This is a genomic window from Comamonas sp. JC664, assembly GCF_042647185.1.
The window spans coordinates 1-21,366 of sequence record NZ_JBHRUZ010000020.1 but is presented as its reverse complement, the minus strand read 5'-3'; the positions used below and the strand labels follow the sequence as shown (position 1 = coordinate 21,366).

At 62.6% G+C, this 21,366-nt stretch carries 14 protein-coding genes, 1 tRNA gene, 1 rRNA gene and 3 pseudogenes; 6 read left to right on the top strand and 13 right to left on the bottom strand.

The window, feature by feature from the left end:
* Window positions 1-92: 92 nt before the first annotated feature.
* The 9 genes from ACFODQ_RS03260 to ACFODQ_RS03220 form a co-directional block, all read right to left on the bottom strand.
* A tRNA-Ile gene (locus ACFODQ_RS03260) sits at window positions 93-169 on the bottom strand.
* Window positions 170-336: 167 nt separating this feature from the next.
* Window positions 337-1,865, bottom strand: a 16S ribosomal RNA gene (locus ACFODQ_RS03255).
* A 423-nt stretch (window positions 1,866-2,288) separates the two neighbouring features.
* Entirely contained in the window at window positions 2,289-3,242 is a 954-nt protein-coding gene (gene gshB / locus ACFODQ_RS03250) for a glutathione synthase (RefSeq protein WP_116927810.1), read from the bottom strand.
* Window positions 3,243-3,339: 97 nt separating this feature from the next.
* On the bottom strand, window positions 3,340-4,521 hold the full coding sequence (locus ACFODQ_RS03245) for a benzoate/H(+) symporter BenE family transporter (protein ID WP_182343855.1): 1,182 nt from the start codon (window positions 4,519-4,521) through the stop codon (window positions 3,340-3,342).
* A 69-nt stretch (window positions 4,522-4,590) separates the two neighbouring features.
* Window positions 4,591-6,468 carry a potassium transporter Kup gene (locus ACFODQ_RS03240; RefSeq protein WP_232539464.1) on the bottom strand — a complete coding sequence of 626 codons (1,878 nt, stop codon included), beginning with the start codon at window positions 6,466-6,468 and terminating at the stop codon, window positions 4,591-4,593.
* 161 nt (window positions 6,469-6,629) lie between these two features.
* Window positions 6,630-7,919: a glutamate--cysteine ligase gene (gshA, locus tag ACFODQ_RS03235; RefSeq protein ID WP_021026705.1), complete on the bottom strand. Its 1,290-nt coding sequence runs from the start codon at window positions 7,917-7,919 to the stop codon at window positions 6,630-6,632.
* 116 nt (window positions 7,920-8,035) lie between these two features.
* On the bottom strand, window positions 8,036-9,502 hold the full coding sequence (locus ACFODQ_RS03230) for a TrkH family potassium uptake protein (RefSeq protein ID WP_116927813.1): 1,467 nt from the start codon (window positions 9,500-9,502) through the stop codon (window positions 8,036-8,038).
* Window positions 9,503-9,511: 9 nt separating this feature from the next.
* The gene (trkA, locus tag ACFODQ_RS03225) at window positions 9,512-11,002 is read right to left on the bottom strand and encodes a Trk system potassium transporter TrkA (protein WP_260718328.1); all 1,491 of its coding nucleotides are present in this window, start codon (window positions 11,000-11,002) and stop codon (window positions 9,512-9,514) included.
* Between the two features lie 120 nt (window positions 11,003-11,122).
* Entirely contained in the window at window positions 11,123-12,454 is a 1,332-nt protein-coding gene (locus ACFODQ_RS03220; RefSeq protein WP_260720303.1) for a glutamate-5-semialdehyde dehydrogenase, read from the bottom strand.
* A gap of 53 nt (window positions 12,455-12,507) precedes the next feature.
* Here ACFODQ_RS03220 and ACFODQ_RS03215 point away from each other — a divergent pair, with 53 nt between their 5' ends.
* Complete coding sequence (locus tag ACFODQ_RS03215) at window positions 12,508-12,819, top strand: hypothetical protein (protein WP_377015048.1); 312 nt, start codon at window positions 12,508-12,510, stop codon at window positions 12,817-12,819.
* 56 nt (window positions 12,820-12,875) lie between these two features.
* Here the strand turns inward: ACFODQ_RS03215 and ACFODQ_RS03210 are convergent.
* A pseudogene (locus tag ACFODQ_RS03210) lies at window positions 12,876-13,795 on the bottom strand (phosphoribosylaminoimidazolesuccinocarboxamide synthase).
* 483 nt (window positions 13,796-14,278) lie between these two features.
* Here ACFODQ_RS03210 and hpf point away from each other — a divergent pair.
* The 3 genes from hpf to hprK all read left to right on the top strand — a co-directional run bounded on the left by hpf (window position 14,279) and on the right by hprK (window position 16,324).
* Window positions 14,279-14,611, top strand: a complete 333-nt coding sequence (gene hpf / locus ACFODQ_RS03205) for a ribosome hibernation-promoting factor, HPF/YfiA family (RefSeq protein ID WP_116927826.1) — start codon at window positions 14,279-14,281, stop codon at window positions 14,609-14,611.
* A gap of 137 nt (window positions 14,612-14,748) precedes the next feature.
* Window positions 14,749-15,234, top strand: coding sequence for a PTS sugar transporter subunit IIA (locus ACFODQ_RS03200; protein WP_116927816.1), 486 nt, complete (start codon window positions 14,749-14,751; stop codon window positions 15,232-15,234).
* Window positions 15,235-15,367: 133 nt separating this feature from the next.
* Window positions 15,368-16,324 carry an HPr(Ser) kinase/phosphatase gene (hprK, locus tag ACFODQ_RS03195; RefSeq protein ID WP_021026712.1) on the top strand — a complete coding sequence of 319 codons (957 nt, stop codon included), beginning with the start codon at window positions 15,368-15,370 and terminating at the stop codon, window positions 16,322-16,324.
* Window positions 16,325-16,344: 20 nt separating this feature from the next.
* On the opposite strand, the gene ACFODQ_RS03190 is transcribed toward hprK, so the two are convergent.
* The 3 genes from ACFODQ_RS03190 to fur all read right to left on the bottom strand — a co-directional run bounded on the left by ACFODQ_RS03190 (window position 16,345) and on the right by fur (window position 19,744).
* Window positions 16,345-17,553 carry a DUF1501 domain-containing protein gene (locus ACFODQ_RS03190; protein WP_182343861.1) on the bottom strand — a complete coding sequence of 403 codons (1,209 nt, stop codon included), beginning with the start codon at window positions 17,551-17,553 and terminating at the stop codon, window positions 16,345-16,347.
* A gap of 11 nt (window positions 17,554-17,564) precedes the next feature.
* On the bottom strand, window positions 17,565-19,175 hold the full coding sequence (locus ACFODQ_RS03185; protein WP_116927818.1) for a DUF1800 domain-containing protein: 1,611 nt from the start codon (window positions 19,173-19,175) through the stop codon (window positions 17,565-17,567).
* Between the two features lie 146 nt (window positions 19,176-19,321).
* Window positions 19,322-19,744: a ferric iron uptake transcriptional regulator gene (fur, locus tag ACFODQ_RS03180; protein WP_021025553.1), complete on the bottom strand. Its 423-nt coding sequence runs from the start codon at window positions 19,742-19,744 to the stop codon at window positions 19,322-19,324.
* An 88-nt stretch (window positions 19,745-19,832) separates the two neighbouring features.
* On the opposite strand from fur, the pseudogene ACFODQ_RS03175 reads away from it, so the two are divergent.
* Together ACFODQ_RS03175 and dapB are read left to right on the top strand one after the other, a co-directional pair.
* A pseudogene (locus tag ACFODQ_RS03175) lies at window positions 19,833-20,410 on the top strand (outer membrane protein assembly factor BamE).
* Between the two features lie 115 nt (window positions 20,411-20,525).
* Window positions 20,526-21,352, top strand: a pseudogene (dapB, locus tag ACFODQ_RS03170) (4-hydroxy-tetrahydrodipicolinate reductase).
* Window positions 21,353-21,366 lie beyond the last annotated feature (14 nt).

Sequence of the window (21,366 nt, the reverse complement as noted above, 5' to 3'; positions counted from 1 at the left end):
GACGCCTCGCACTGCTTGGCTCTAGTCAATCAGAATCTACTCCGATTAACCAAAGCGGCATAAGCTCAACCTCTAAATCCGTTGGAATCTAATGGTGGGTCTAGTTGGGCTCGAACCAACGACCCCTGCGTTATCAACACAGTGCTCTAACCAGCTGAGCTACAGACCCATTCCACGCAGCTAACTCTTGTGAGCTAGCCACCTGGCTTGTGTTCCAACAACCGATAAGTGTGGGCGTTCAATCTTGATTGCTTTTTTGGCTCCTGCCGTGCCGATGGCACTTAACTTTGTTTGCACAAAGTTAGCATCCACCGAAACAGCGAAGCTGTTTTCCAGAAAGGAGGTGATCCAGCCGCACCTTCCGATACGGCTACCTTGTTACGACTTCACCCCAGTCACGAACCCCGCCGTGGTAAGCGCCCTCCTTGCGGTTAGGCTACCTACTTCTGGCGAGACCCGCTCCCATGGTGTGACGGGCGGTGTGTACAAGACCCGGGAACGTATTCACCGTGACATTCTGATCCACGATTACTAGCGATTCCGACTTCACGCAGTCGAGTTGCAGACTGCGATCCGGACTACGACTGGCTTTATGGGATTAGCTCCCCCTCGCGGGTTGGCAACCCTTTGTACCAGCCATTGTATGACGTGTGTAGCCCCACCTATAAGGGCCATGAGGACTTGACGTCATCCCCACCTTCCTCCGGTTTGTCACCGGCAGTCCCATTAGAGTGCCCTTTCGTAGCAACTAATGGCAAGGGTTGCGCTCGTTGCGGGACTTAACCCAACATCTCACGACACGAGCTGACGACAGCCATGCAGCACCTGTGTTACGGTTCTCTTTCGAGCACATGTCCATCTCTGGTCACTTCCGTACATGTCAAAGGTGGGTAAGGTTTTTCGCGTTGCATCGAATTAAACCACATCATCCACCGCTTGTGCGGGTCCCCGTCAATTCCTTTGAGTTTCAACCTTGCGGCCGTACTCCCCAGGCGGTCAACTTCACGCGTTAGCTTCGTTACTGAGAAAGTTAATTCCCAACAACCAGTTGACATCGTTTAGGGCGTGGACTACCAGGGTATCTAATCCTGTTTGCTCCCCACGCTTTCGTGCATGAGCGTCAGTACAGGTCCAGGGGATTGCCTTCGCCATCGGTGTTCCTCCGCATATCTACGCATTTCACTGCTACACGCGGAATTCCATCCCCCTCTACCGTACTCTAGCTATGCAGTCACAAAGGCCGTTCCCAGGTTGAGCCCGGGGATTTCACCTCTGTCTTACATAACCGCCTGCGCACGCTTTACGCCCAGTAATTCCGATTAACGCTCGCACCCTACGTATTACCGCGGCTGCTGGCACGTAGTTAGCCGGTGCTTATTCTTACGGTACCGTCATCACTCTCCTTTATTAGAAGAGAGCTTTTCGTTCCGTACAAAAGTAGTTTACAACCCGAGGGCCTTCATCCTACACGCGGCATTGCTGGATCAGGCTTTCGCCCATTGTCCAAAATTCCCCACTGCTGCCTCCCGTAGGAGTCTGGGCCGTGTCTCAGTCCCAGTGTGGCTGGTCGTCCTCTCAGACCAGCTACAGATCGTCGGCTTGGTAAGCTTTTATCCCACCAACTACCTAATCTGCCATCAGCCGCTCTAGTAGCGCAAGGCCCGAAGGTCCCCTGCTTTCATCCTTAGATCTCATGCGGTATTAGCTACTCTTTCGAGTAGTTATCCCCCACTACTAGGCACGTTCCGATGTGTTACTCACCCGTTCGCCACTCGTCAGCATCCGAAGACCTGTTACCGTTCGACTTGCATGTGTAAAGCATGCCGCCAGCGTTCAATCTGAGCCAGGATCAAACTCTATAGTTCGATCTTGAATTTAAAGTCTCTCGACTACTCACTCACTTGACGGAATCAAGAAGATTAAAAATCTTCCTCATTACTGTTTAAAGTGAGCGCTTGTTTTGCTCCGAAGAACATATGGCAATCGCCACCAAACGCCCACGCTTATCGGCTGTTAATTTTTAAAGACCTGACCCAAGAGCCTCAACCCTCAGATCCCCTTCGCCGCGATCAGCGAAGCCTTGTATTGTAGCACAGCTTTTTGAACTGCTTGACAAAGTTTTTAGCGTTTCCGCTAGCCCCTTGTCAGCACCTCAAAAAAGCAAACCTTGCGAACCGCCCTCTTTCGAGTCTGGCAGCTTTGCAAGGCATCGTGCTGTCGATAGACGCTATTGTATAGGCGTTTTCCCGAGGCGTCAGGAAAACGTCCGTCTTTTTTGCAGGCGTGTGTCAGACGGCGCCTGCAACGGCCTTTTCCAGCGCTTCGATGAACATGTCACCCACCGGGAATCCGGCCTGCTGCTCGATCTCCTGGAAGCAGGTGGGGCTGGTGACATTGATCTCGGTGATGCGGTGGCCAATGATGTCCAGACCGATCAGCAGCAAGCCGCGCGGCGCAAGACGCGCGCCGATGTGCTCGGCGATGGCCCGGTCCTCGGGCTCCAGCGCTTGGGCCACGCCTTTGCCGCCAGCGGCCAGATTGCCACGCACTTCATTGCCCTGCGGGATGCGCGCCAAGCAGAACGGCACGGGCTGGCCGCCAATGATCAGCACGCGCTTGTCGCCCTTGGTGATTTCAGGCAGGTACTTTTGCACCATCACGCTCTGGGCACCGTCCAGGTTCAAGGTTTCGATGATGCTGCCCAGGTTCATGCCATCGGCACCGACGCGGAAGATGCCCATGCCGCCCATGCCGTCCAGGGGCTTCAAGATGATGTCCTTGTGCTCGGCGTGGAAGTCGCGGATATCTTGCGCGCTGCGGGTGACCAGGGTCACGGGCGCGTATTCGGCAAATTCCATCACGGCCAGCTTTTCGGGGTGGTCGCGCAAGGCGGCGGGCTTGTTGAAGACCTTGGCGCCTTCGCGCTCGGCCTGGCCGAGCAGGTGCGTGGCGTAGAAGTACTCGCTGTCGAAGGGCGGATCCTTGCGCATGACGATGGCGTCGAATTCGGCCAGCTCGGCCCGGCGGCCAGATGCTTCGTCAAACCAGCGCGTCTCGTCACCGGTCAGCACAATGTCGCGCACCTGGGCCGAGACCTTCTCGCCGCTGATCCAGCGGATGTGCCGCGGCTCGCAGACGGTGATGCGGTGGCCGCGCGCCTGGGCGCTGCGCATCATCGCGAAGGTACTGTCCTTGTAGATCTTGAAGGACTCAATCGGATCGGCAACAAAGAGGATATGCATGGTGTGGGTCGGCGGCCTGGGGCCGCCCTGTGTATTCAATGGCCTTGCCTGCCCACCAGAGGGCCACGCAAGCAGAAACGAACAGAACTGGGCGCGCTCAAGCCGAGCGGCGCTTGCCGTAATGTTGCACAAAAAGCGCAAGGCTGCCTGCGGCCACGCCCCAAAAGGCCGATCCCACTCCGGCTATTGTTACGCCGCTCACCGCCACCAGGAAGGTGATCAGCGCCGCTTCGCGGTACTGCTCGCCTTGCAAGGCCGTGTGCAGCCCGCCCCCGATGGTGCCCAGCAGCGCGATGCCGGCGATTGCCACCACCAGCTCATGCGGGAATGCGGTCAGCAGTCCCGCAATGACGACCCCGAACCAGCCAATCAGCACATAGATGACACCGCAGACCACAGCGGCGGCATAGCGCCTGGCCTTGTCGGGGTGGGATTCCGGCCCCATGCAGATGGCGGCGGTGATGGCCGCCAGGTTGATGCCAAAGGCGCCAAAGGGTGCCAGCAGCAAGGTGGCCAGGCCCGTCATCGTGATCAGCTTGGAGATAGGCAGGTCATAGCCCGAGCCCCGGATGATGGCCACGCCCGGCAGGTTCTGCGAGGCCATCGTAACCACAAACAGCGGCAGCGCCAGGCTGATGGCGGCCTGCCAGCTGAAGCTGGGCATGGTGAACACCGGCATCGTCAGGCCCGGCTGCACGGCAGACCACTGGATCTTGTGCTGCAGCAGCGCCACCACAATGCCGACTGCCAAGGTGAGCATGACCGCATAGCGCGGCAGCAGGCGCCGGCCCAGCAGGTAGGTGACCAGCATGGCCACCACCAGCCAGGTATTGGTCTGCGCGGCGGCAAAGGCATCCAGGCCAAAGCGGGTCAGCACGCCCGCCAGCAAGGCCGAGGCAATCGCAATCGGGATGCGGTTCATCAGCCGCTCAAACCAGCCCGTCATGCCTACCAGCGCAATCAATACCGCACTGATGATGAAGGCGCCAATGGCATCACCCATGCCAAACGCCCCGGTGGCGCCGGCCGTGGCCAGCACCGCGGCCCCGGGCGTGGACCAGGCCACGACCACCGGCTTGCGCAGCAAGATGCTGGGCACCCAGCAGCACAGACCGACACCGATGCCCAGCGACCAGACCCAGGACGAGACCTGCGCCGGCGTGGCGCCAAAGCTTTGCGCCGCCTGGAACACAATCGCAATGGAGCTGGTCAGGCCCACCAGCACCGTGACAAAGCCTGCGATGAGCGCCGATGCGCTCATGTCCTTGAAAAACCGCATACACCCTTTCGCGCCGCCAAGGTGTTCGCTGGCCCGGGGTGCGCGCAGCGGGTGAGCAGCCCTGGCTGGTTAAATTTCGAGTTTCGAGCCCAGCTCCACCACGCTGTTGCTCGGCAGCAGCAGGAACTCTGCCGCACCTGCTGCATTGTGGTGCATCTGGGCAAACAACTTCTGCCGCCAAGGTGCCATGCCAGCGCTGGTCTTGTCCGTGGGCACAAACACATCGCGCGAGAGGAAGTAGCTGGTCACCATCTGCCCGGTATCGCAGCCATGGCCGCGCAGTTGGTGCAGCGCATTGGGCACATCCACATCGTTCTTGAAGCCGTAGTTCAGCTGCACGCGCCAGCAGTCGCCGCCCAGCGGCTCGATCACCGCGCGCTTTTCCAGGCCGATCCAGGGCACCTCGTGGTAGACGATGTTGACGAACATGTTCTGCTCATGCAGCACCTTGTTGTGCTTGAGGTTGTGCAGCAAGGCCGTGGGCACCACATGGGCGTCAGACGTCATAAACACCGCCGTGCCCGGCACCCGCGTGGGCGGCGCCTGCAGCACCATCTGCAGGAAGGACTGCAGGTCGATGCCATCGGCATGCAGCTTTTGGTAGACCAGCTCACGCCCGCGCTTCCAGGTCATCATCACGACAAACAGGCACAGACCGATGGCCAGCGGGAACCAGCCGCCATCGAACAGCTTGAGCAGATTGGAGGCAAAGAAAGTGATGTCTATACAGAAGAAGAACACCGTCGGCGCCAGCGCCATCCACAGCGCATATTTCCAGCCATAGCGCAATACAAAGAAGGTGAGCACCGTGGTGATGGTCATGTCCAGGGTCACCGCAATCCCGTAGGCCGCCGCCATATTGCTGCTGGATTTGAACAGGATCACTGCCAGCACAATGGTCAGGAACAGGCTCCAGTTCACAAAGGGGATGTAGATCTGCCCCGTGTCACGCACGCTGGTGTGCAGGATCTGGATGCGCGGCAGGTAACCGAGCTGGATGACCTGCTTGGTGACGCTGAACGCGCCGGTGATCAGCGCCTGCGATGCGATCACCGTCGCCATCGTCGCGAGCAGCACCAGGGGCAGCAGCGCCCAGCCGGGCGCCAGCATGAAGAAGGGGTTCTTCACTGCCTCGGCGTTCTCCAGCACCAGCGCGCCCTGGCCAAAGTAATTGAGCACCAGGGACGGCATGGCTACACTGAACCATGCCAGGCGAATCGGCTTGCGGCCAAAATGGCCCATGTCGGCATACAAGGCCTCCGCCCCGGTCACGCAGAGCACCACGGCGCCCAGAATGATGAAGCTGATGCCCGGATGCCGGCCGATAAAGCCCAGCGCATGGTGCGGGCTGAGCGCCCACAGCACCTGCGGGTGGTCCACAATGTTCCAGACGCCCAAGGCGGCAATGCAGATGAACCAGACCACCATGATGGGCCCGAAGAACTTGCCGATGCCCGCCGTGCCCCGCTTTTGCACCCAAAACAGCAGCAGCAAGACCACCAAGGTGAGCGGAATCACCCAGGACTTGAAGCCGGGCGAGACCACCTCCAGGCCTTCGACGGCCGAGAGCACCGAGATCGCAGGCGTGATCACGCCATCGCCGTAGAACAGGCAGGTGCCAAAGATGCCGACCAGCATCAGCACCGAGCGCAGCTTGGGCTTGTCCTTGACCGCTTGCGAGGCCAGTGCCAGCATCGCAATCAGCCCGCCCTCGCCGTTGTTGTCCGCCCGCAGCACCAGGACCACATATTTGAGCGAGACGATCAGCGTCAAGGTCCAGAACAGGATGGACAGCACGCCATAGACGTTGTCGTGGGTGAAAGGCACATGGCCTGAGCCAAACACCTCTTTGAGCGAATACAGCACGCTGGTGCCAATATCGCCATACACCACCCCGATGGCGCCTAGGGTCAGCGCGGGCAGTGCGGATTTATTGTTGTGTTGCACATCAAGCCTTTGTGCCATGCCGCATCAGGCATGCTTGTAGTGGATTGGTTTGCATTGTGCGCCTGTTGTTGCGCCCGCAGTGAAGCCGCGCATCCGGACAAGCCCGAATGGCGGATCAGGAGCGGGCGGCAATCAGAGGTTGTAGGAAGGCCGCAAACGGCTCAGTCGTAGATTTCGGCGTCCGGATCGGTCGCCTCGAGCTCATAGCTGGCCGCCAACATCGCCAGCCGCGCCACCACGCCATACATATAGAAGCGGTTGGGTGCGCTGGCCCCCACCGAATCGCCCGGCGAGATGCCGTGCTCAAACGACAGCGGGATGAAATGCGCGCCGGGCACATTGAGGTTGTCCTCCGCGCCCTTGTCCGAGTGGGCGCGGTAGTAGCCGCCCACCACATAGCGGTCAATCATGTAGACCACCGGCTCGGCCGCTTCCTTGTCCATGCGCTCGACGGTCTGCACACCCTCCTGGATGATCATGTCGTGCACCTGCTGGCCGTCCTTGACCAGCGACATCTGGTTCTTGGTCTTGACCGACAGCTGCCGCAGCTCCTTGGCGTCATGCACGCTCATCACGCCCATGCCATAGGTGCCGTTGTCGGCCTTGACGACGACAAAGGGCGTCTCCTTGATGCCGTATTCCTTGTACTTGCGCCGTACTTTGGTCAGCATCACGTCGACATCTTCACGCAACTCATCGAGTGCATGCTCGCTGCCATCGGTGAAGTCCACGCCCTTGCGGCTGCTGAACATCGGGTTGATCAGCCAGGGATCGATCCCCATCAGCTTGCCAAAGCGCTTGGCCACCTCTTCATAGCTTTGAAAATGGCGGCTCTTGCGGCGCACGCTCCAGCCCGCATGCAACGGCGGCAGCACAAACTGCTCGTAGACCTCTTCCAGAATGCCGGGTGCGCCGGTGGACAGGTCATTGTTCAGCAAGATGGTGCAGGGGTCGAAATACTTCAGGCCCACGCGGCGGCCATGGCGCAGCGCCGGCTCGATCACCAGCTCCTTGTTGCCCACCTTGAGCTTGATCGTCTCCTTGACTTCCGGATCGATCGAGCCGATGCGCACATTCAGCCCCGCCATCGAGAAGATATGCTGCAGCTGCACCAGATTGGCCAGGTACTGCGGGTTGCGCGTCTGGTTCTCGGGAATGATCAGCAGGTTGCGCGCCTCAGGGCAGATCTTTTCAATCGCAGCCATCGCCGATTGCACAGCCAGCGGCACCATCTCTGGCGTCAGGTTGTTCCAACCGCCAGGGAACAGGTTGGTATCAACCGGTGCGAGCTTGAAGCCAGCATTGCGGATATCCACCGACGAATAGAGCGGAGGCGTGTGCTCCATCCACTCCAGACGGAACCAGCGCTCGATCGCGGGCATGGCATCGAGCATGCGCTGTTCCAATTCGTTGATGGGCCCCGTTAGGGCTGTTATGAGATTCGGGACCATAAATGAATACTGTTTGAGGGCTCAAAAAAAACGAGCAAAAAACAATTGAGTACCAATTGTAGAGAGTTGAGGGCCAAAGTCACCAGAACTTTGCTGCCGCCCTACCTAGCAAGCACTCACCTTCTCCAGAAAGCCGGCGTCAACAGGGCCAGAAAGCTGAGAATCTCCAGCCGGCCCATCAGCATGCCCAAGGTGGTCACGCTCAGTTGGAAGCTGGTCAGCCCGGCAAAATTGTTGCTGGGGCCCAGGTCGCCCCAGCCTACACCGGCACAGTTCACGCTGGCAAGCACGGCGCCCAGCGCGTTTTGCAAATCCATATCCGTGAACAGCAAGGCCATGGTCAGCACCGCAATGGTGGCGCAGTACACCAGCATGAAGGCCAGCACCGAGAAAATCACCCGCTCATCCACCGCCAGGCCGCCCACCGTCACCGGCTGCACTGCATTGGGGTGCACCAGGCGCCGCATTTCACGCCGGGTTTGCTTGAGCAGCAGCAGCATGCGGATCATCTTGATACCGCCGCCGGTCGAACCCGCACTGGTGGCCACCCCCGACAGCAGCAGCATGAAGACCGGCGCAAAAGGCGGCCACAGCCCGAAATCGACGGCTGCATAGCCGGTGGTGGTCGCAACCGATACGGTGTGGAAAACGCCCATGCGCAGCGATTCCAGCGGGCCATACACCCCCTTGAACCACAGCAGTGCCGCCACCAGCAAGCCGCCACCCAGCAAGGTGCCGATGGTGGCGCGGAACTCAGGCTGCCGGTACAGCACCCAGACATTGCGCTTGCGGATGGCCACAAAATACAGCGCGAAGTTGCAGCTGGCCAGCAGCATGAAGACGGTGCAAATGCCCTCGATCAGCGGTGAATTGAAATAGGCAAAGCTGGCGTCATGGGGGGTGAGACCGCCCAGACTCACCGTGGTGAACATGACCATCACCGCGTCCAGCGGCGTCATGCCGGCCAGCCAGTAGGCCAGCGCGCAGAGTACGGAAAACAGGCCGTACACACCCCACAGCCCCTTGGCGGTTTCGGCCATGCGCGGCGTGAGCTTGGTGTCCTTCACCGGGCCAGCCGCCTCGGCGCGGAAGAGCTGGCTGCCGCCCATGCCAATCATCGGCAGGATGGCCACAGCCAGAATCAGGATGCCCATGCCGCCCATCCACTGCAGAAAGGTGCGCCAGATGTTGAGCGACACCGGCAAGGTATCCACATGGTTGAGCACGGTGGATCCGGTGGTTGTGAGGCCCGAGACCGCTTCAAAATAGGCATGCTGCCAGCTCAGCGCCCGGTCGATGCGCTCAAAGCCCAGGTAGAGCGGCAGCGCCGCAAACAACGGGAACACCATCCACACAAAGGCAACCAGCATGATGCCGTGGCGCGCCTGCAGCTCACGCTGCTCATGCCGAGCCATCCACCACAGCACCGTGCCGCAGGCCCAGGTGATGCCCATGGTCAGCGGGTAGACGCCAAATACGCCATCGTCCGCCCACAGCGAGGAGATCGCGGGCACGGCCATCGTGCCGCCAAACATCAGCAGCAAAATGCCCAATACGCGCAGCACGGGTCGAAGATCAGTCATCGGCCGGGCCTAGAAAAAGGTCACCCCGACACGGAACAGGGCCTCGACCTCATGCACCAGGCGCTTGTTCGGCAAGAAGAGAATGACATGGTCATTGCTCTGGATGATGGTGCCGCTGGTGGGCACGATCACCTCCACCTGCTCGTCATCGCGCTCGTCTTCATCGCGCTCGGCCGCCTCGCTGCCATTGGTGTTGCGCGCATCGGGCGCGGGCAGGCCGCGCACAATCATGCCGATGTGCACATCGCGCGGCAGGCGCAGGCTGCCCACGCGCCGGCCCACGGCCCGCGAGGTTTTCGCATCGCCACGCGCCACAATCTCGATCGCTTCGGCCACGCCCCGGCGCAGGCTGTGCACGGCCTGCACATCGCCCTGGCGCACATAAGCGAGCAGCTCGCCCAGGGTGGCCTGGGCGGGCGACAGCGCAATATCAATCTGCGTGCCATGCATCAGGTCGGCATAGGTGCGGCGGTTGATCAGCGCCAGCACCCGGGTCGCGCCCAGCTTCTTGGCCAGCAGGCAGGACATGATGTTGTCTTCGTCATCATCGGTGATGGCCACGAACAGGTCCACATCCTCGACGTTCTCGTTCTCCATCAAGGTCTCGTCGGTCGCATCGCCCTTGAGCACCAGCACATCCGACGGCAGGCGCGAAGCCAGATAGACGCAGCGGTCCTCGCTTTTCTCGATGATCTTGACCTGGAAGCGCCTCGATTCCTTGGTCAGCGCGCGCGCCAGGCGCATGCCCACACGCCCGCCGCCGGCCACCATCACGCGGCGCACCACCTCGGCCTGTTCACCCACCTGGCGGTTGAAGGCTGCCAGCACATCGCCCAGTTGCTCCTTGTCCGACAGCACAAACACCTCGTCGCCCGGCTCGATGCGGGTGCTGCCCTCGGTCGGCACCAGGCGGTCGGCCTCGTGGTGAAAGCGGCGGTAGACGCCCACCACACGCACGGTGCCATGGGGCAGGTTCTGGCGCACATCGGCCACGCTCAAGCCCACCACCGGCGCGCCGCCGCGTGCGCGCACGGACGCCAGCGCCACATGGCCCTGGGCAAACTCGCGCACCTGCAGCGCCTCGGGGTAGGTCACCAGCTTGCCGATGTAGCCCATCAGCGCTTCTTCGGGGCAGAAGGCATGCGTCACCCCAAAGCCGGTGTCGGACAGCAGCTCGGCATGGCTTTTGAGTGCCACCGAGCGCACGCGCACAATGCGGGTGGGGATGTTGAACAGCACCTGCGCGATCTTGCAGGCGGTCAGATTGGTCTCGTCCTGGGAGGTACAGGCGATCAGCATGTCCGTGTCCGCCGCACCGGCCTCGGCCAGCACCTCGGGGCTGATGCCATTGCCCACCACGCCACGCAGATCGAAGCGGCCTTCGAGATCGCGCAGGCGCACACCATCCGTGTCGATCACGGTGATGTCGTTTTTTTCACTCAGCAAGCTTTCGGCGACACTCTCGCCCACGCGGCCTGCGCCGAGGATCAGAATTTTCATAGCATGAGGCGCCAGCCGCTAGGGAGCGGCCTGGCATGGCCGCATCATAACGTGGGCAAGAGGCGGCCGGTCAGCAAAGATCACCGACCAGCGAGCCAGAGCAGCTGGGAGCGACCGGCATCAGCCGCGCACTTCACCTTCGCCCAGCACAATGTATTTCAGCGAGGTCAGCCCCTCGATACCCACCGGTCCCCGGGCATGGAACTTGTCGGTGCTGATGCCGATTTCGGCGCCCAGCCCGTACTCAAAACCATCGGCAAAGCGCGTGCTGGCGTTGACCATGACGCTGGCCGAATCCACTTCGCGCAAAAAACGCTGCGCATGCATGTGGTCGCGCGTGATGATCGCATCGGTATGGTGGCTGGAGTAGTGGTTGATATGGGCAATCGCCTCGTCCACCCCAGCCACCACCTTGATGCTGATGACGGCGGCCAGGTACTCTTCGGACCAGTCCTGCTCGGTCGCCGCCTGCAGGCGGGCACCGGGCACGCCCTGCAGCAGCGCCAGCGCTTCGGCATCGGCACGCATCTCCACGCCCTTGGCCGCAAACACCGCGCCAATGCGGGGCAGAAAATCTGCCGCCACGGCGCGCGCCACCAGCAGGCTTTCGGTCGCGTTGCAGGGGCTGTATTTCTGCGTCTTGGCGTTTTCCGTCACCTTGACGGCCATGTCCAGATCACTAGGCGCATCGATATAGGTATGGCAGTTGCCGTCCAGGTGCTTGATCACCGGCACCTTGGCTTCGCGGCTGATGCGCTCGATCAGGCCCTTGCCGCCGCGCGGAATGATCACATCGACAAATTCGGGCATCGCAATCAGCTGGCCCACGGCCTCGCGGTCGGTGGTCTGCACCAGCTGCACGCCTGTGGCGGGCAAACCAGCCTCCTGCAATGCCTGCTCGACCAGGCGTGCCAGCGCCTTGTTGGAGTCGATGGCTTCGGAGCCACCGCGCAAAATGCAGGCATTGCCGCTCTTGATCGACAGGCTGGCCGCCTCGATGGTCACGTTGGGGCGGCTTTCATAAATCATGCCGAAGACACCCAGGGGCACACGCATCTGGCCCACGCGAATACCGCTGGGCATCTGCTTCATGCCCACCACCTCGCCCACCACATCGGCCATGGCCGCCAGTTGCTCGCAGCCCTGGGCACAGGTCTCCAGCACCTTGGGCGTCAGGCGCAGGCGATCGACCATCGGCGCAGACAGGCCGTTGGCCTGCGCGCGCGCCAGGTCCTTGGCGTTGTCGGCCTGCAAGGCCTCGGTCTGGTCGCGCAGCAAACGTGCCAGCGCCAGCAAGGCCTTGTTTTTGATAGCAGAAGGCGCTTTAGCCATCTGGGCAGAGGCTTGTTTGGCCTGGAGCCCCAGGGCCTGCATGGTTTCCGAAATGTTCAGGGCATTCATGGGGGCTATTGTCGGGCATTTGCGCCCGGGCGGCGAGGCTGCACGGCCAATGGCCCCTGGCAAATCCCAGGCTCGGCCGGCACAAAGGCCTCTACACTGCAGCCATGTTGAGCCACCAGGAGACCCCCATGCAATCCGCTGCGCTGCGCCAGTTGGGTGCCTTACAAGACGGACTGGACCATTTCGAGGCCGGCCACATGGATGCGGCGGCCCTGAGCCAGCAGGCACGCGGCTACACCGATTTGCTCGGCGCGCTGCCTGCGCAGTTCCAGGAGGTGTTGCTGCAGCTGCTCGACCGGCTCGAATCGAGCGCGCTGTTTGACGAGGAAAGCTGCTCGTTCAGCCGCAAAGACCTGGTGGACAGCCTGCGCCTGTGGCTGAAAAAGGCAGACGCTAGACTGAGCGCCACGGCCTGAGCGGGCCGCAGCACATACCAGCCTGCGGGGCCATCAGGCCCCCAGCCGTCAGGCCGTCAGGCCGTCAGGCGCTCCAGCGCTTCGCGGTACTTGGCCGCGGTCTTGTCGATCACTTCTTGCGGCAGGCGCGGTGCCGGGGCCGTCTTGTCCCAGGGCTTGCCATTGACCTTGGCCTGCTCGAGCCAGTCGCGCACAAACTGCTTGTCATAGCTGGGGGGTTGGCGCCGGTCGCCAGCGCGTCGGCATAGCCTTCCACCGGCCAGTAGCGCGAGCTGTCGGGCGTCAGCACCTCGTCCATCAGCACCAGCTTGCCGTCTTCATCCAGGCCAAACTCGAACTTGGTGTCGGCAATGATCATGCCCTTGGTCAGCGCAATCGCGGCGGCCTTCTTGTAGATGGCGATGCTGATGTCACGGATCTGCGCGGCCAGCTCGGGGCCCACCATCTCGACGGTGCGCTCAAAGGTGATGTTCTCATCGTGCTCGCCCGCTTCGGCCTTGGCCGCTGGCGTGTAGATGGGCTCGGCCAGCTTGGCGGAGTTGATCAGGCCAGCGGGCAGGGGCACGCCGCAGACCGCTTGCGATTCCTGGTATTCCTTCCAGCCGCTGCCCGCCAGGTAGCCACGCACCACCGCCTCGATCGGCACGGGCTTCAGGCGCTTGACCAGCATGGAGCGCAGATGCACCTGGGCCACTTCATCGGGCTGCACGGCCGACTCGGGCGCCTCACCGGTCAGGTGGTTGGGGCAGATGTCGCCGAGCTTGTCGAACCAGTACAGCGCCATCTGCGTCAGCAATGCGCCCTTGCCCGGAATGGGCTCGCCCATGATCACATCGAAGGCCGACAGACGGTCCGAGGCCACCATCAGGATGCGGTCGTTGCCGACGGCGTAGTTGTCGCGCACCTTGCCGCGGGCCAGCAGGGGCAGGGAATGGAGCTTGGAGGTATGCAGTGCAGAAGGTACGGGCTGGGTCATGGTGATGCAGAACTATGGACAGGCACCCTGCGGGAAAACGGAAGGCACGGACAGCCGCGCAACCTCGGCAAGGCAAGCGCTCGATTGTAGTCGTCACCCCCCATGACCTCGCCCGGGTTGCCGGGATGCCTTGGATTGCAGTGCAGTATTGGGCGCCGCAGCGCCTCGAACACGTAGGCCCTTACGTGCTGGCGCACCAAGTCAACGCTGCTTGCCACTGGTTGCAATTGCGCCCAAAGCGCCATGCGCCGCGCATGGGCCCTCCATTTTTTGCAGCACGGCGCGGCGCATTTGTAACCAACGCGGCGGCCTTGCGCGGCCACCCAGGCCCAGAAACCCAGTGAACCGGGTTGTCATAGACTTGCAATTTTGCAGGTCCGGGCGCATCATGGTTTACACGCATGCATGTGTTTCCCCCTCGGGGTGGCTTGGGTTTTAAACGGCCTCAGTCACTTTTCTCGGTTTGCAGAAGGAGACTTATTCATGAACCTGACGATCAGTGGTCACCATTTGGCGGTGACCCCGGCGCTGCGCGAATATGTAACATCCAAGCTGATGCGCATTACGCGACACTTTGACCAGGTGGTGGATGCCAAAGTTTTACTTTCGGTGGAAAAGCAGAAGGAAAAGGAGAAACGGCAGCGTGTGGTGTGCAATCTGCGGGTGAAGGGTGATGAACTCTGTGTTCAGTGCTCTCACCACGATTTGTACGCCGCGGTAGATGCTTTGGTCGACAGGCTGGACCGTATGGTGGCCCGTCACAAGCAACGTGTTCAATCCCACTACAGCGATGCGTTGCGGCAAGCAATGGCGTAAACCCTCTGCTTTTTGCTGAGGAAAAAGATTCTGTTTGAGTACTGACCGATAATACGTGCAGCAACACCTGCATCCAGGTGTTGCTGCGTTCGTTTGATCATGCTCTCCAGTAGCTAGCCATATAGCCGCACTCCACTATGAACTGTCTTGCCTCTATCTTGCCTCCAGCTCAAGTGCTAGTGAGTGTGGATGTTTCCAGTAAAAAACGTGCATTTGAAGAAGCGGGCCTGCTGTTCGAGAGTCTGCACGGCCTCTCGCGCGCCTTGGTCACCGACAGCCTGTTTGCACGCGAGCGACTGGGCTCGACCGGTCTGGGGCATGGCGTGGCCATTCCGCATGGGCGCATCAAGGGCCTCAAGTCCCCGATGGCGGCGGTGTTCCAGCTCGAGCGCGCCATTGGCTTTGACGCCCCTGATGAGCAGCCGGTCAACCTGCTGATCTTTTTGCTGGTGCCCGAAGCGGCCACCCAGCAGCATCTGGAGATCCTCGGCGAGATTGCCGAGCTGCTGTCCAATGCCAGCCTGCGCGAGCAGATGAAGGCCAGTACCAATGCCGAGCAGCTCCACCAGATGATCGACACCTGGCAATCGTCTACCAACAACACCTCGACCGCCCACGCCTGAACGCCGCGCGCCTGCGCCAGCGCCAGCAGGCCCAAGCAAGCACGCGTATCTGCCTTGAACCCCGTTTTTCCTGCTAGTCTTTCACACTGGCGGGTGGCTTTGCTGCGCGCTCTGGCTTTGAAAGGACTGCACCGTGAAACCCAATGTCGTAAGCGCAGATGTGTTGTTCGAGGAGTTCCGTGCCTCGCTGCGCTGGGAATGGCTGGCGGGCCTGGGGGCCTCCGAGCGCCGCTTTGACGAAGTGGCGGTGCGCAGCGCCCGCTCCAGCGCCGACCTGGTGGGCTACCTCAACTACATCCACCCCTACCGCGCGCAGGTGCTGGGCGAGCGCGAGATCGCCTACCTCACCAACTCCACCACCGAAGACTGCCGCCGCCGCATCGCCCGCATCGTGACCCTGGAGCCGCCGGTGCTGGTGCTGGCCGATGGCCAGGGCGCCCCTGACGAGCTGCTGTCCATGTGCGAGCGCGCGCACATCCCGATGTTCTCCACCAAGGAGTCGGCCGCCTTTGTCATCGATGTGCTGCGCGCCTTCCTGTCCAAGCATTTCGCCGACCGCACCACCATGCATGGCGTGTTCATGGACATCCTGGGCATGGGCGTGCTGATCACCGGTGAATCCGGCCTGGGCAAGAGCGAGCTGGGCCTGGAGCTGATCACCCGTGGCAACGGCCTGGTGGCCGATGACGCCGTGGACCTGTACCGCATCAACCAGACCACGATCGAGGGCAAATGCCCCGACCTGCTGCAGAACCTGCTGGAAGTGCGCGGCATCGGCCTGCTCGATATCCGCGCCATCTTTGGTGAGACGGCCGTGCGCCGCAAGATGCGGCTCAAGCTGATCGTGCACCTGGTGCGCAAGGAAACCATGGAGCGCGACTACGACCGACTGCCCGCCGCACCGCTGACCCAGGATGTGCTGGGCATTCCGGTGATGAAGGTGGTCATCCAGGTGGTGGCCGGCCGCAATATCGCCGTGCTGGTGGAAGCGGCGGTGCGCAACACCATCTTGCAGCTGCGCGGCATTGACACCTACCAGGAGTTTGTCGACCGGCACCGCAAGGCCATGGCCAGCGGGCGTGAGTTTTAAAACCACCGAGGCCTGCAGCCTCAAACCAGCCGCAGGTCCTTGACCGCGGCCTGCGGAAACACCTGCTGCAGCTGCGCCGTTGACAGGCCGTACATGCGCGCAAACAGGCCGCCCAGCACGCTGCGGTACTCGTTGAGCACGGGGTAGTCGCGGTTCTGGAACAGATTCGCCTCGCTCACCTCGATCTGCTCGCCCACAATGCGCCCACCGGCCTGCGCCGACAGGCCGCCGCCCAATATCCAGTACGCGGTGCCATGGCCGTGGTCGGTGCCCTTGTTGCCGTTTTCACGGAAGGTGCGGCCAAACTCGCTGACCACCGCGACGACGGTGTGGCGCCAGGGCTCGGCGCCCATCTCCTGCGCAAAGGCGGCCAGGCCCCGGCCCAGGTCATCGAGCCGGTTGGCCAGGTTGCCGCTGGCATTGCCCTGGTTCACATGGGTGTCCCAGCCGCCCACATCGACAAAGCCCAGATCGAACTGGTCACGCATCAAAGTGGCCATGCGCTGGGCCACCAGGCTGAAGCCCTTGGCGCTGATGGCATCACGCCCGGCCTTGTCCATCTCCTCCTGCATGCCGCGCAGCACGGCCGCGCGCACCTCAAAGCCTTCGTTGACGGCAGGCGCCAGTGCGGTGCCGGCATACATCGCGGCAATGGCGCGGCTGCGGTTGGCATCCACGCCGCCCTTGCCGACATTGGCCAGCGCGGTATTGGCAATGCGGGCCGGCCCGCGCATGCACAGCGGCAGTTGCGCGGTGAACGCCATCGGCGCCAGGTCGCTGCGCCCCTGCAAGGTTTGCGCCAGGCGGTTCATGAAGCCGCTGCGCAAACTCGGGTGGGCATCGAGCGGCTGGCCCAGCTCGATCGAGTCCTGGGTTTCAAAATGGCTGCGGGAGAGGTCGTCGGTGCCGGCAAAGGGCACAAAGCAGGCCTGCTTGCTGCGCCACAGCGGCAGCACGCTCCCTTCCATCGCCGGGTGCAGGCCCCAGCGCGTATCCAGCGGCAGCGCGCCATTGGCCTCGCCCGGGCGTGCGATGGCGATCGTGGGGCGCGCGGCGTAGTAGAAGTCGCTGTGCGTGGGCACCAGCAGGCTGTTGCTGTCGTAGGCGCCGCGCAAGAACACCAGCAAAAAGCGCGGTGTATCGCTGCGGGGCGCTGCTGCGCGGGCCCGTGCCAGGCTGAAGGCCAGCGGCAGGCTGGCGGCGGCAGAGAGAAAGTGGCGTCTTTGCATGGCGTACCTCGTCAGCGAACCATCATTTCGGGGGCGGAGAGAAAGTAGGTATTCCAGTCGGGCACATTGCGCGCCTTGGCCAGCGCGTCGCGCGATGCCGCGCTCCACTGGGCCACGCGCGCCTGGGCGGTGGCACGCTGCGCCAGGTCCGGGTACGGCGGCTGCTCCAGCGCGGCCTGAGGTTCGGCGCGGAACAGCACGGCACTGCGTGTCGCAATCTGCCGCGCCACATCAAAGCGCGCGGCCATCTGTCCGGAACTGGCCCAGTCCGATTGCGATACGGGGTAGCCATCGGGCGTTTCATGGCCGTAGAGGGGCTGGCCCAGGCGGTTGATCCAGCCGATCACCGGGCGCACATCGCTGGCTACGCGCTCGTCATAGCCCAGGCGCACGGCGCCCAGCACATAGTGCATGGGGTCCTTGAAGCGCTGGCCTTGCTGGGCCAGCGCCTCGGGCGCGGTCAGCAGCGCACGCAAGGTGGTGGCCATATCGCCATGGCTGCGCGAGAAAGCCGCTGCCGTGCGCTGCACCAAGGCGGGTGGCGGGTTGTCGCTGATAAAGAACACCGCCAGCTTGCGCGCAATGAACTGCGCCGTGGCGGGCGAGGCCACGATGCGGTCCAGCGCCTCGTCCACCGCCGCCATGCCCTTGGCTCGCAGCGGCTGGCCCAGCAAGACCTGGGGCGCATAGTCGTGCCGCTTGGGGTTGAACTCGAAAAAGCCATCGCGCAGGTAATCGGCCTGCAGCTCGGGGTCCATCCGCGGCGGCGGTGCATCGGCATCGCGGGTGCTGAAGCCCACGCCCGTCAGCACATGGGCCATGGCCTGCACATCGGCCTGGGTGTAGCCGCTGCCCACGCCCATGGTGTGCAGCTCCAGAAGCTCGCGGGCGTAGTTTTCGTTGATGTGGCCTTTGGCGTTGCTGGCGTTGTCCAGGTAGAGCAGCATCGCCGGGTGGCGCATGCTCGCTTCGAGCAGCGTGCGGAAGTTACCCAGGGCGTTGGGGCGGATCGCCCGCTCCTCGTAATCTGCTATCCACAGCCGCGTTTCGGCCTTGCGCGTGCTGACATTGAAGTGGTTCATCCAGAACCAGGTCATCTGCTCCTGCAGCTGGGCGGGCGAGTACAGCGCACGCAGCACCTGGCGCTGCTGGGCCTGGGCGGCGAGCTGGTTCAGGTGGCGCTGCACTTCCTGGCGCAGGCGCGCGCCTTCGCCCTCTCCCTGGCCTTGCTCGGTGGCGGTGCGGGCAGCCAGGCGCTGCGCAGCAATGTCGCGCTGCAGCTCCAGCATGCTGCGCTGGCTGATTTCCAAGGCCGCAATCTGCTGCTCGGCCTGGGCGGGCAGGCGGGGCGGCTGGCGCGGCGCGAGCTGCGCATCCAGCCAGCGCTGCAGGCCCAGGCGCTGGAGCTGCTGGTCGGCGCTGTCGCTCGCGCCCCAGCTGACGCGGTCCAGCCATTGCAGGCGCTGGGTGGCGCTCAGCGGCACCGCTGCCGTATCGGGCAACGCCGCCTGCGCGCTGGCCGCATCTGGCGGCGCATGGGAGGCGCAGGCGCCAAGCCACAAGGTGCCCGCCAAGGCGGCGGCGCTGAGGGTGAGCAGTCGGGGCAGTCGGTTAGGGCGCATGGGGAGTCTGGAGCCTGGTGCAGAAGGCCCCATGGTGCGCCTGTGCCGTCGCGCTGCTGTAAAGCTATGTGTGCAAAACGTAAAAAGCGAAGCGTTTTCGGCGCTTCGCTTTTCAGATTCTGGCGGGCAGCGGTGGGATGCCGTGCTTATTTGGCCTTGACCGCGCACTCCGCGCATTGGCCGTACAGGGCCATCGAGTGGTCATGCACGATCCAGCCCTTGCTCTTGGCAATGGACTGCTGGCGCTTTTCGATCTCGGGGTCATAGAACTCCTCGACCTTGCCGCAGCTGGTGCAGACGAAATGGTCGTGGTGCTGGCCTTCGTTGAGCTCGTAAACCGCCTTACCGCTCTCGAAGTTACTGCGGATCAGGATGCCGGCCTGCTCGAACTGGGTCAGCACGCGGTAGACCGTGGCCAGACCGATGTCGGAGCGCTCTTCCAGCAGCACGCGGAACACATCTTCCGCCGTCATGTGGCGCTGAGCACCATTCTGGAAGATATCCAGAATCTTCAGCCGAGGCAGCGTTGCCTTGAGGCCAGTGCTTTTGAGTTCTTCAATATTTTTCATAACAAGGTCTTTCAAGTGGGCCCGATTGGTATACGGACTTCTGGAGAAGGCCTGGAGACCAGCCGCTACAATGGCCGATCATATCGCTATGTCTAAAACCATGCCTGAATTTGTTCGTTCCGGTGTCCGCATGGCGGCGCTGTTGGCCCTGGGCGCCAGTGTGGCCGCTTGCGGCTCCTTCAATGAAGCCAGCCGTAAGTTCGCCAGCGCCATCACCCCCTACAAGGTGGAGGTGGTGCAGGGTAATGTGATCACCAAGGAGCAGGTCGACGCGCTGCAAAAAGGCATGAGCCGCCAGCAGGTCAAGGATCTGCTGGGCACCCCGCTGCTGGCCAGCGTGTTCCACGCCAACCGCTGGGACTACGTGTTCACCATCAAGCGCAAGGGTGTGCCCGAGCAGGAGCGCCGCTTTACCGTGTACTTCAACGACACCGGCCTGGAGCGCTTTGAAGGCGATGAGATGCCCAGCGAGCAGGAGTTCGTCGCCTCGGTCACGACCTCGATCAAGAACCCCAAGGTGCCGCGCCTGGAAGCAACGCCCGAGGAACTGGCCAAGTACAAGGCCGATCAGCCAGCCCCGCCCCCAGCGCCGACACCAGCAGCAGCGACACGAGCACCGCCACGCCGCCTGCCAGCTACCCGCCGCTGGAATCCCCCCAGCGCTGATGCCATGGCGCTGGCATGCCCCCGCCCTGCACTGGCAGCGGGTGGCCAGCGCCGTCTTTGGGCCGTGTCCGATGTTTGCTGAGATGCCGCCCGTTTGAGCCCCAGGAAACTACCCATGACCGCCCCCCTCTCCCCCGACAACAGCCCCCGTATTGCCGTCGCCATTGCAGGCGCCAGCGGCCGCATGGGCCGCATGCTGATCGAAGCCGTGCTGGCCAGCACGGACCTGCAGCTGAGCGGCGCGCTCGATGCCGCCGGCAACCCCAGCCTGGGCACTGATGCGGGTGCCTTCCTGGGCCGCAACACCGGCGTGCAGATCACCGCCGACCTGGCCCAGGGCTTGCAAGGCGCTGATGTACTGATCGATTTCACCCGCCCGAAGGCACGCTGGCCCACCTGGCACTGGCGGCCGAGCGCGGCGTGGGCGTGGTCATCGGCACCACGGGCTTTAGCGAGGAGCAAAAGGCGCAGATCCGCCAGTTTGCCGACAAGACGGCGGTGATGCTCTCGCCCAATATGAGCGTGGGCGTGAACGTGACTTTCAAGCTGCTGGAGATGGCGGCCAAGGCCTTGCAAGAAGGCGGCTACGACATCGAGATCGTCGAAGCGCACCACAAGCACAAGGTCGATGCCCCTCGGGCACGGCGCTGAAAATGGCGAGGTGATTGCCGAGGCCCAGGGCACACAGCTGCCGACCGCGCCGTCTACGAGCGCTTTGGCCACACCGGCGCGCGCGTGGCCAACAGCATTGGCTTTGCCAGCATGCGCGGCGGCGATATCGTCGGCGACCACACCGTGTTGTTTGCCGGCGATGGCGAGCGCATCGAGATCTCGCACAAGTCCAGCAGCCGCGCCGGTTACGCCAATGCAGCCTGCGGGCAGCGCGCTACCTGGCGCGCCAGAAGACCGGCCTGTTCGACATGTACGACGTGCTCGGCCTGAAATAAACCCAGCCC

Coding starts and splice junctions, on each gene's coding strand:
- ACFODQ_RS03245 (WP_182343855.1), bottom strand. CDS start 4,521: ATGCGGTTTTTCAAGGACATGAGCGCATCGGCGCTCATCGCAGGCTTT.
- ACFODQ_RS03185 (WP_116927818.1), bottom strand. CDS start 19,175: ATGCGCCCTAACCGACTGCCCCGACTGCTCACCCTCAGCGCCGCCGCC.
- gshA (WP_021026705.1), bottom strand. CDS start 7,919: ATGGTCCCGAATCTCATAACAGCCCTAACGGGGCCCATCAACGAATTG.
- trkA (WP_260718328.1), bottom strand. CDS start 11,002: ATGAAAATTCTGATCCTCGGCGCAGGCCGCGTGGGCGAGAGTGTCGCC.
- ACFODQ_RS03215 (WP_377015048.1), top strand. CDS start 12,508: ATGTTGAGCCACCAGGAGACCCCCATGCAATCCGCTGCGCTGCGCCAG.
- gshB (WP_116927810.1), bottom strand. CDS start 3,242: ATGCATATCCTCTTTGTTGCCGATCCGATTGAGTCCTTCAAGATCTAC.
- ACFODQ_RS03200 (WP_116927816.1), top strand. CDS start 14,749: ATGAACTGTCTTGCCTCTATCTTGCCTCCAGCTCAAGTGCTAGTGAGT.
- hpf (WP_116927826.1), top strand. CDS start 14,279: ATGAACCTGACGATCAGTGGTCACCATTTGGCGGTGACCCCGGCGCTG.
- ACFODQ_RS03190 (WP_182343861.1), bottom strand. CDS start 17,553: ATGCAAAGACGCCACTTTCTCTCTGCCGCCGCCAGCCTGCCGCTGGCC.
- fur (WP_021025553.1), bottom strand. CDS start 19,744: ATGAAAAATATTGAAGAACTCAAAAGCACTGGCCTCAAGGCAACGCTG.
- ACFODQ_RS03230 (WP_116927813.1), bottom strand. CDS start 9,502: ATGACTGATCTTCGACCCGTGCTGCGCGTATTGGGCATTTTGCTGCTG.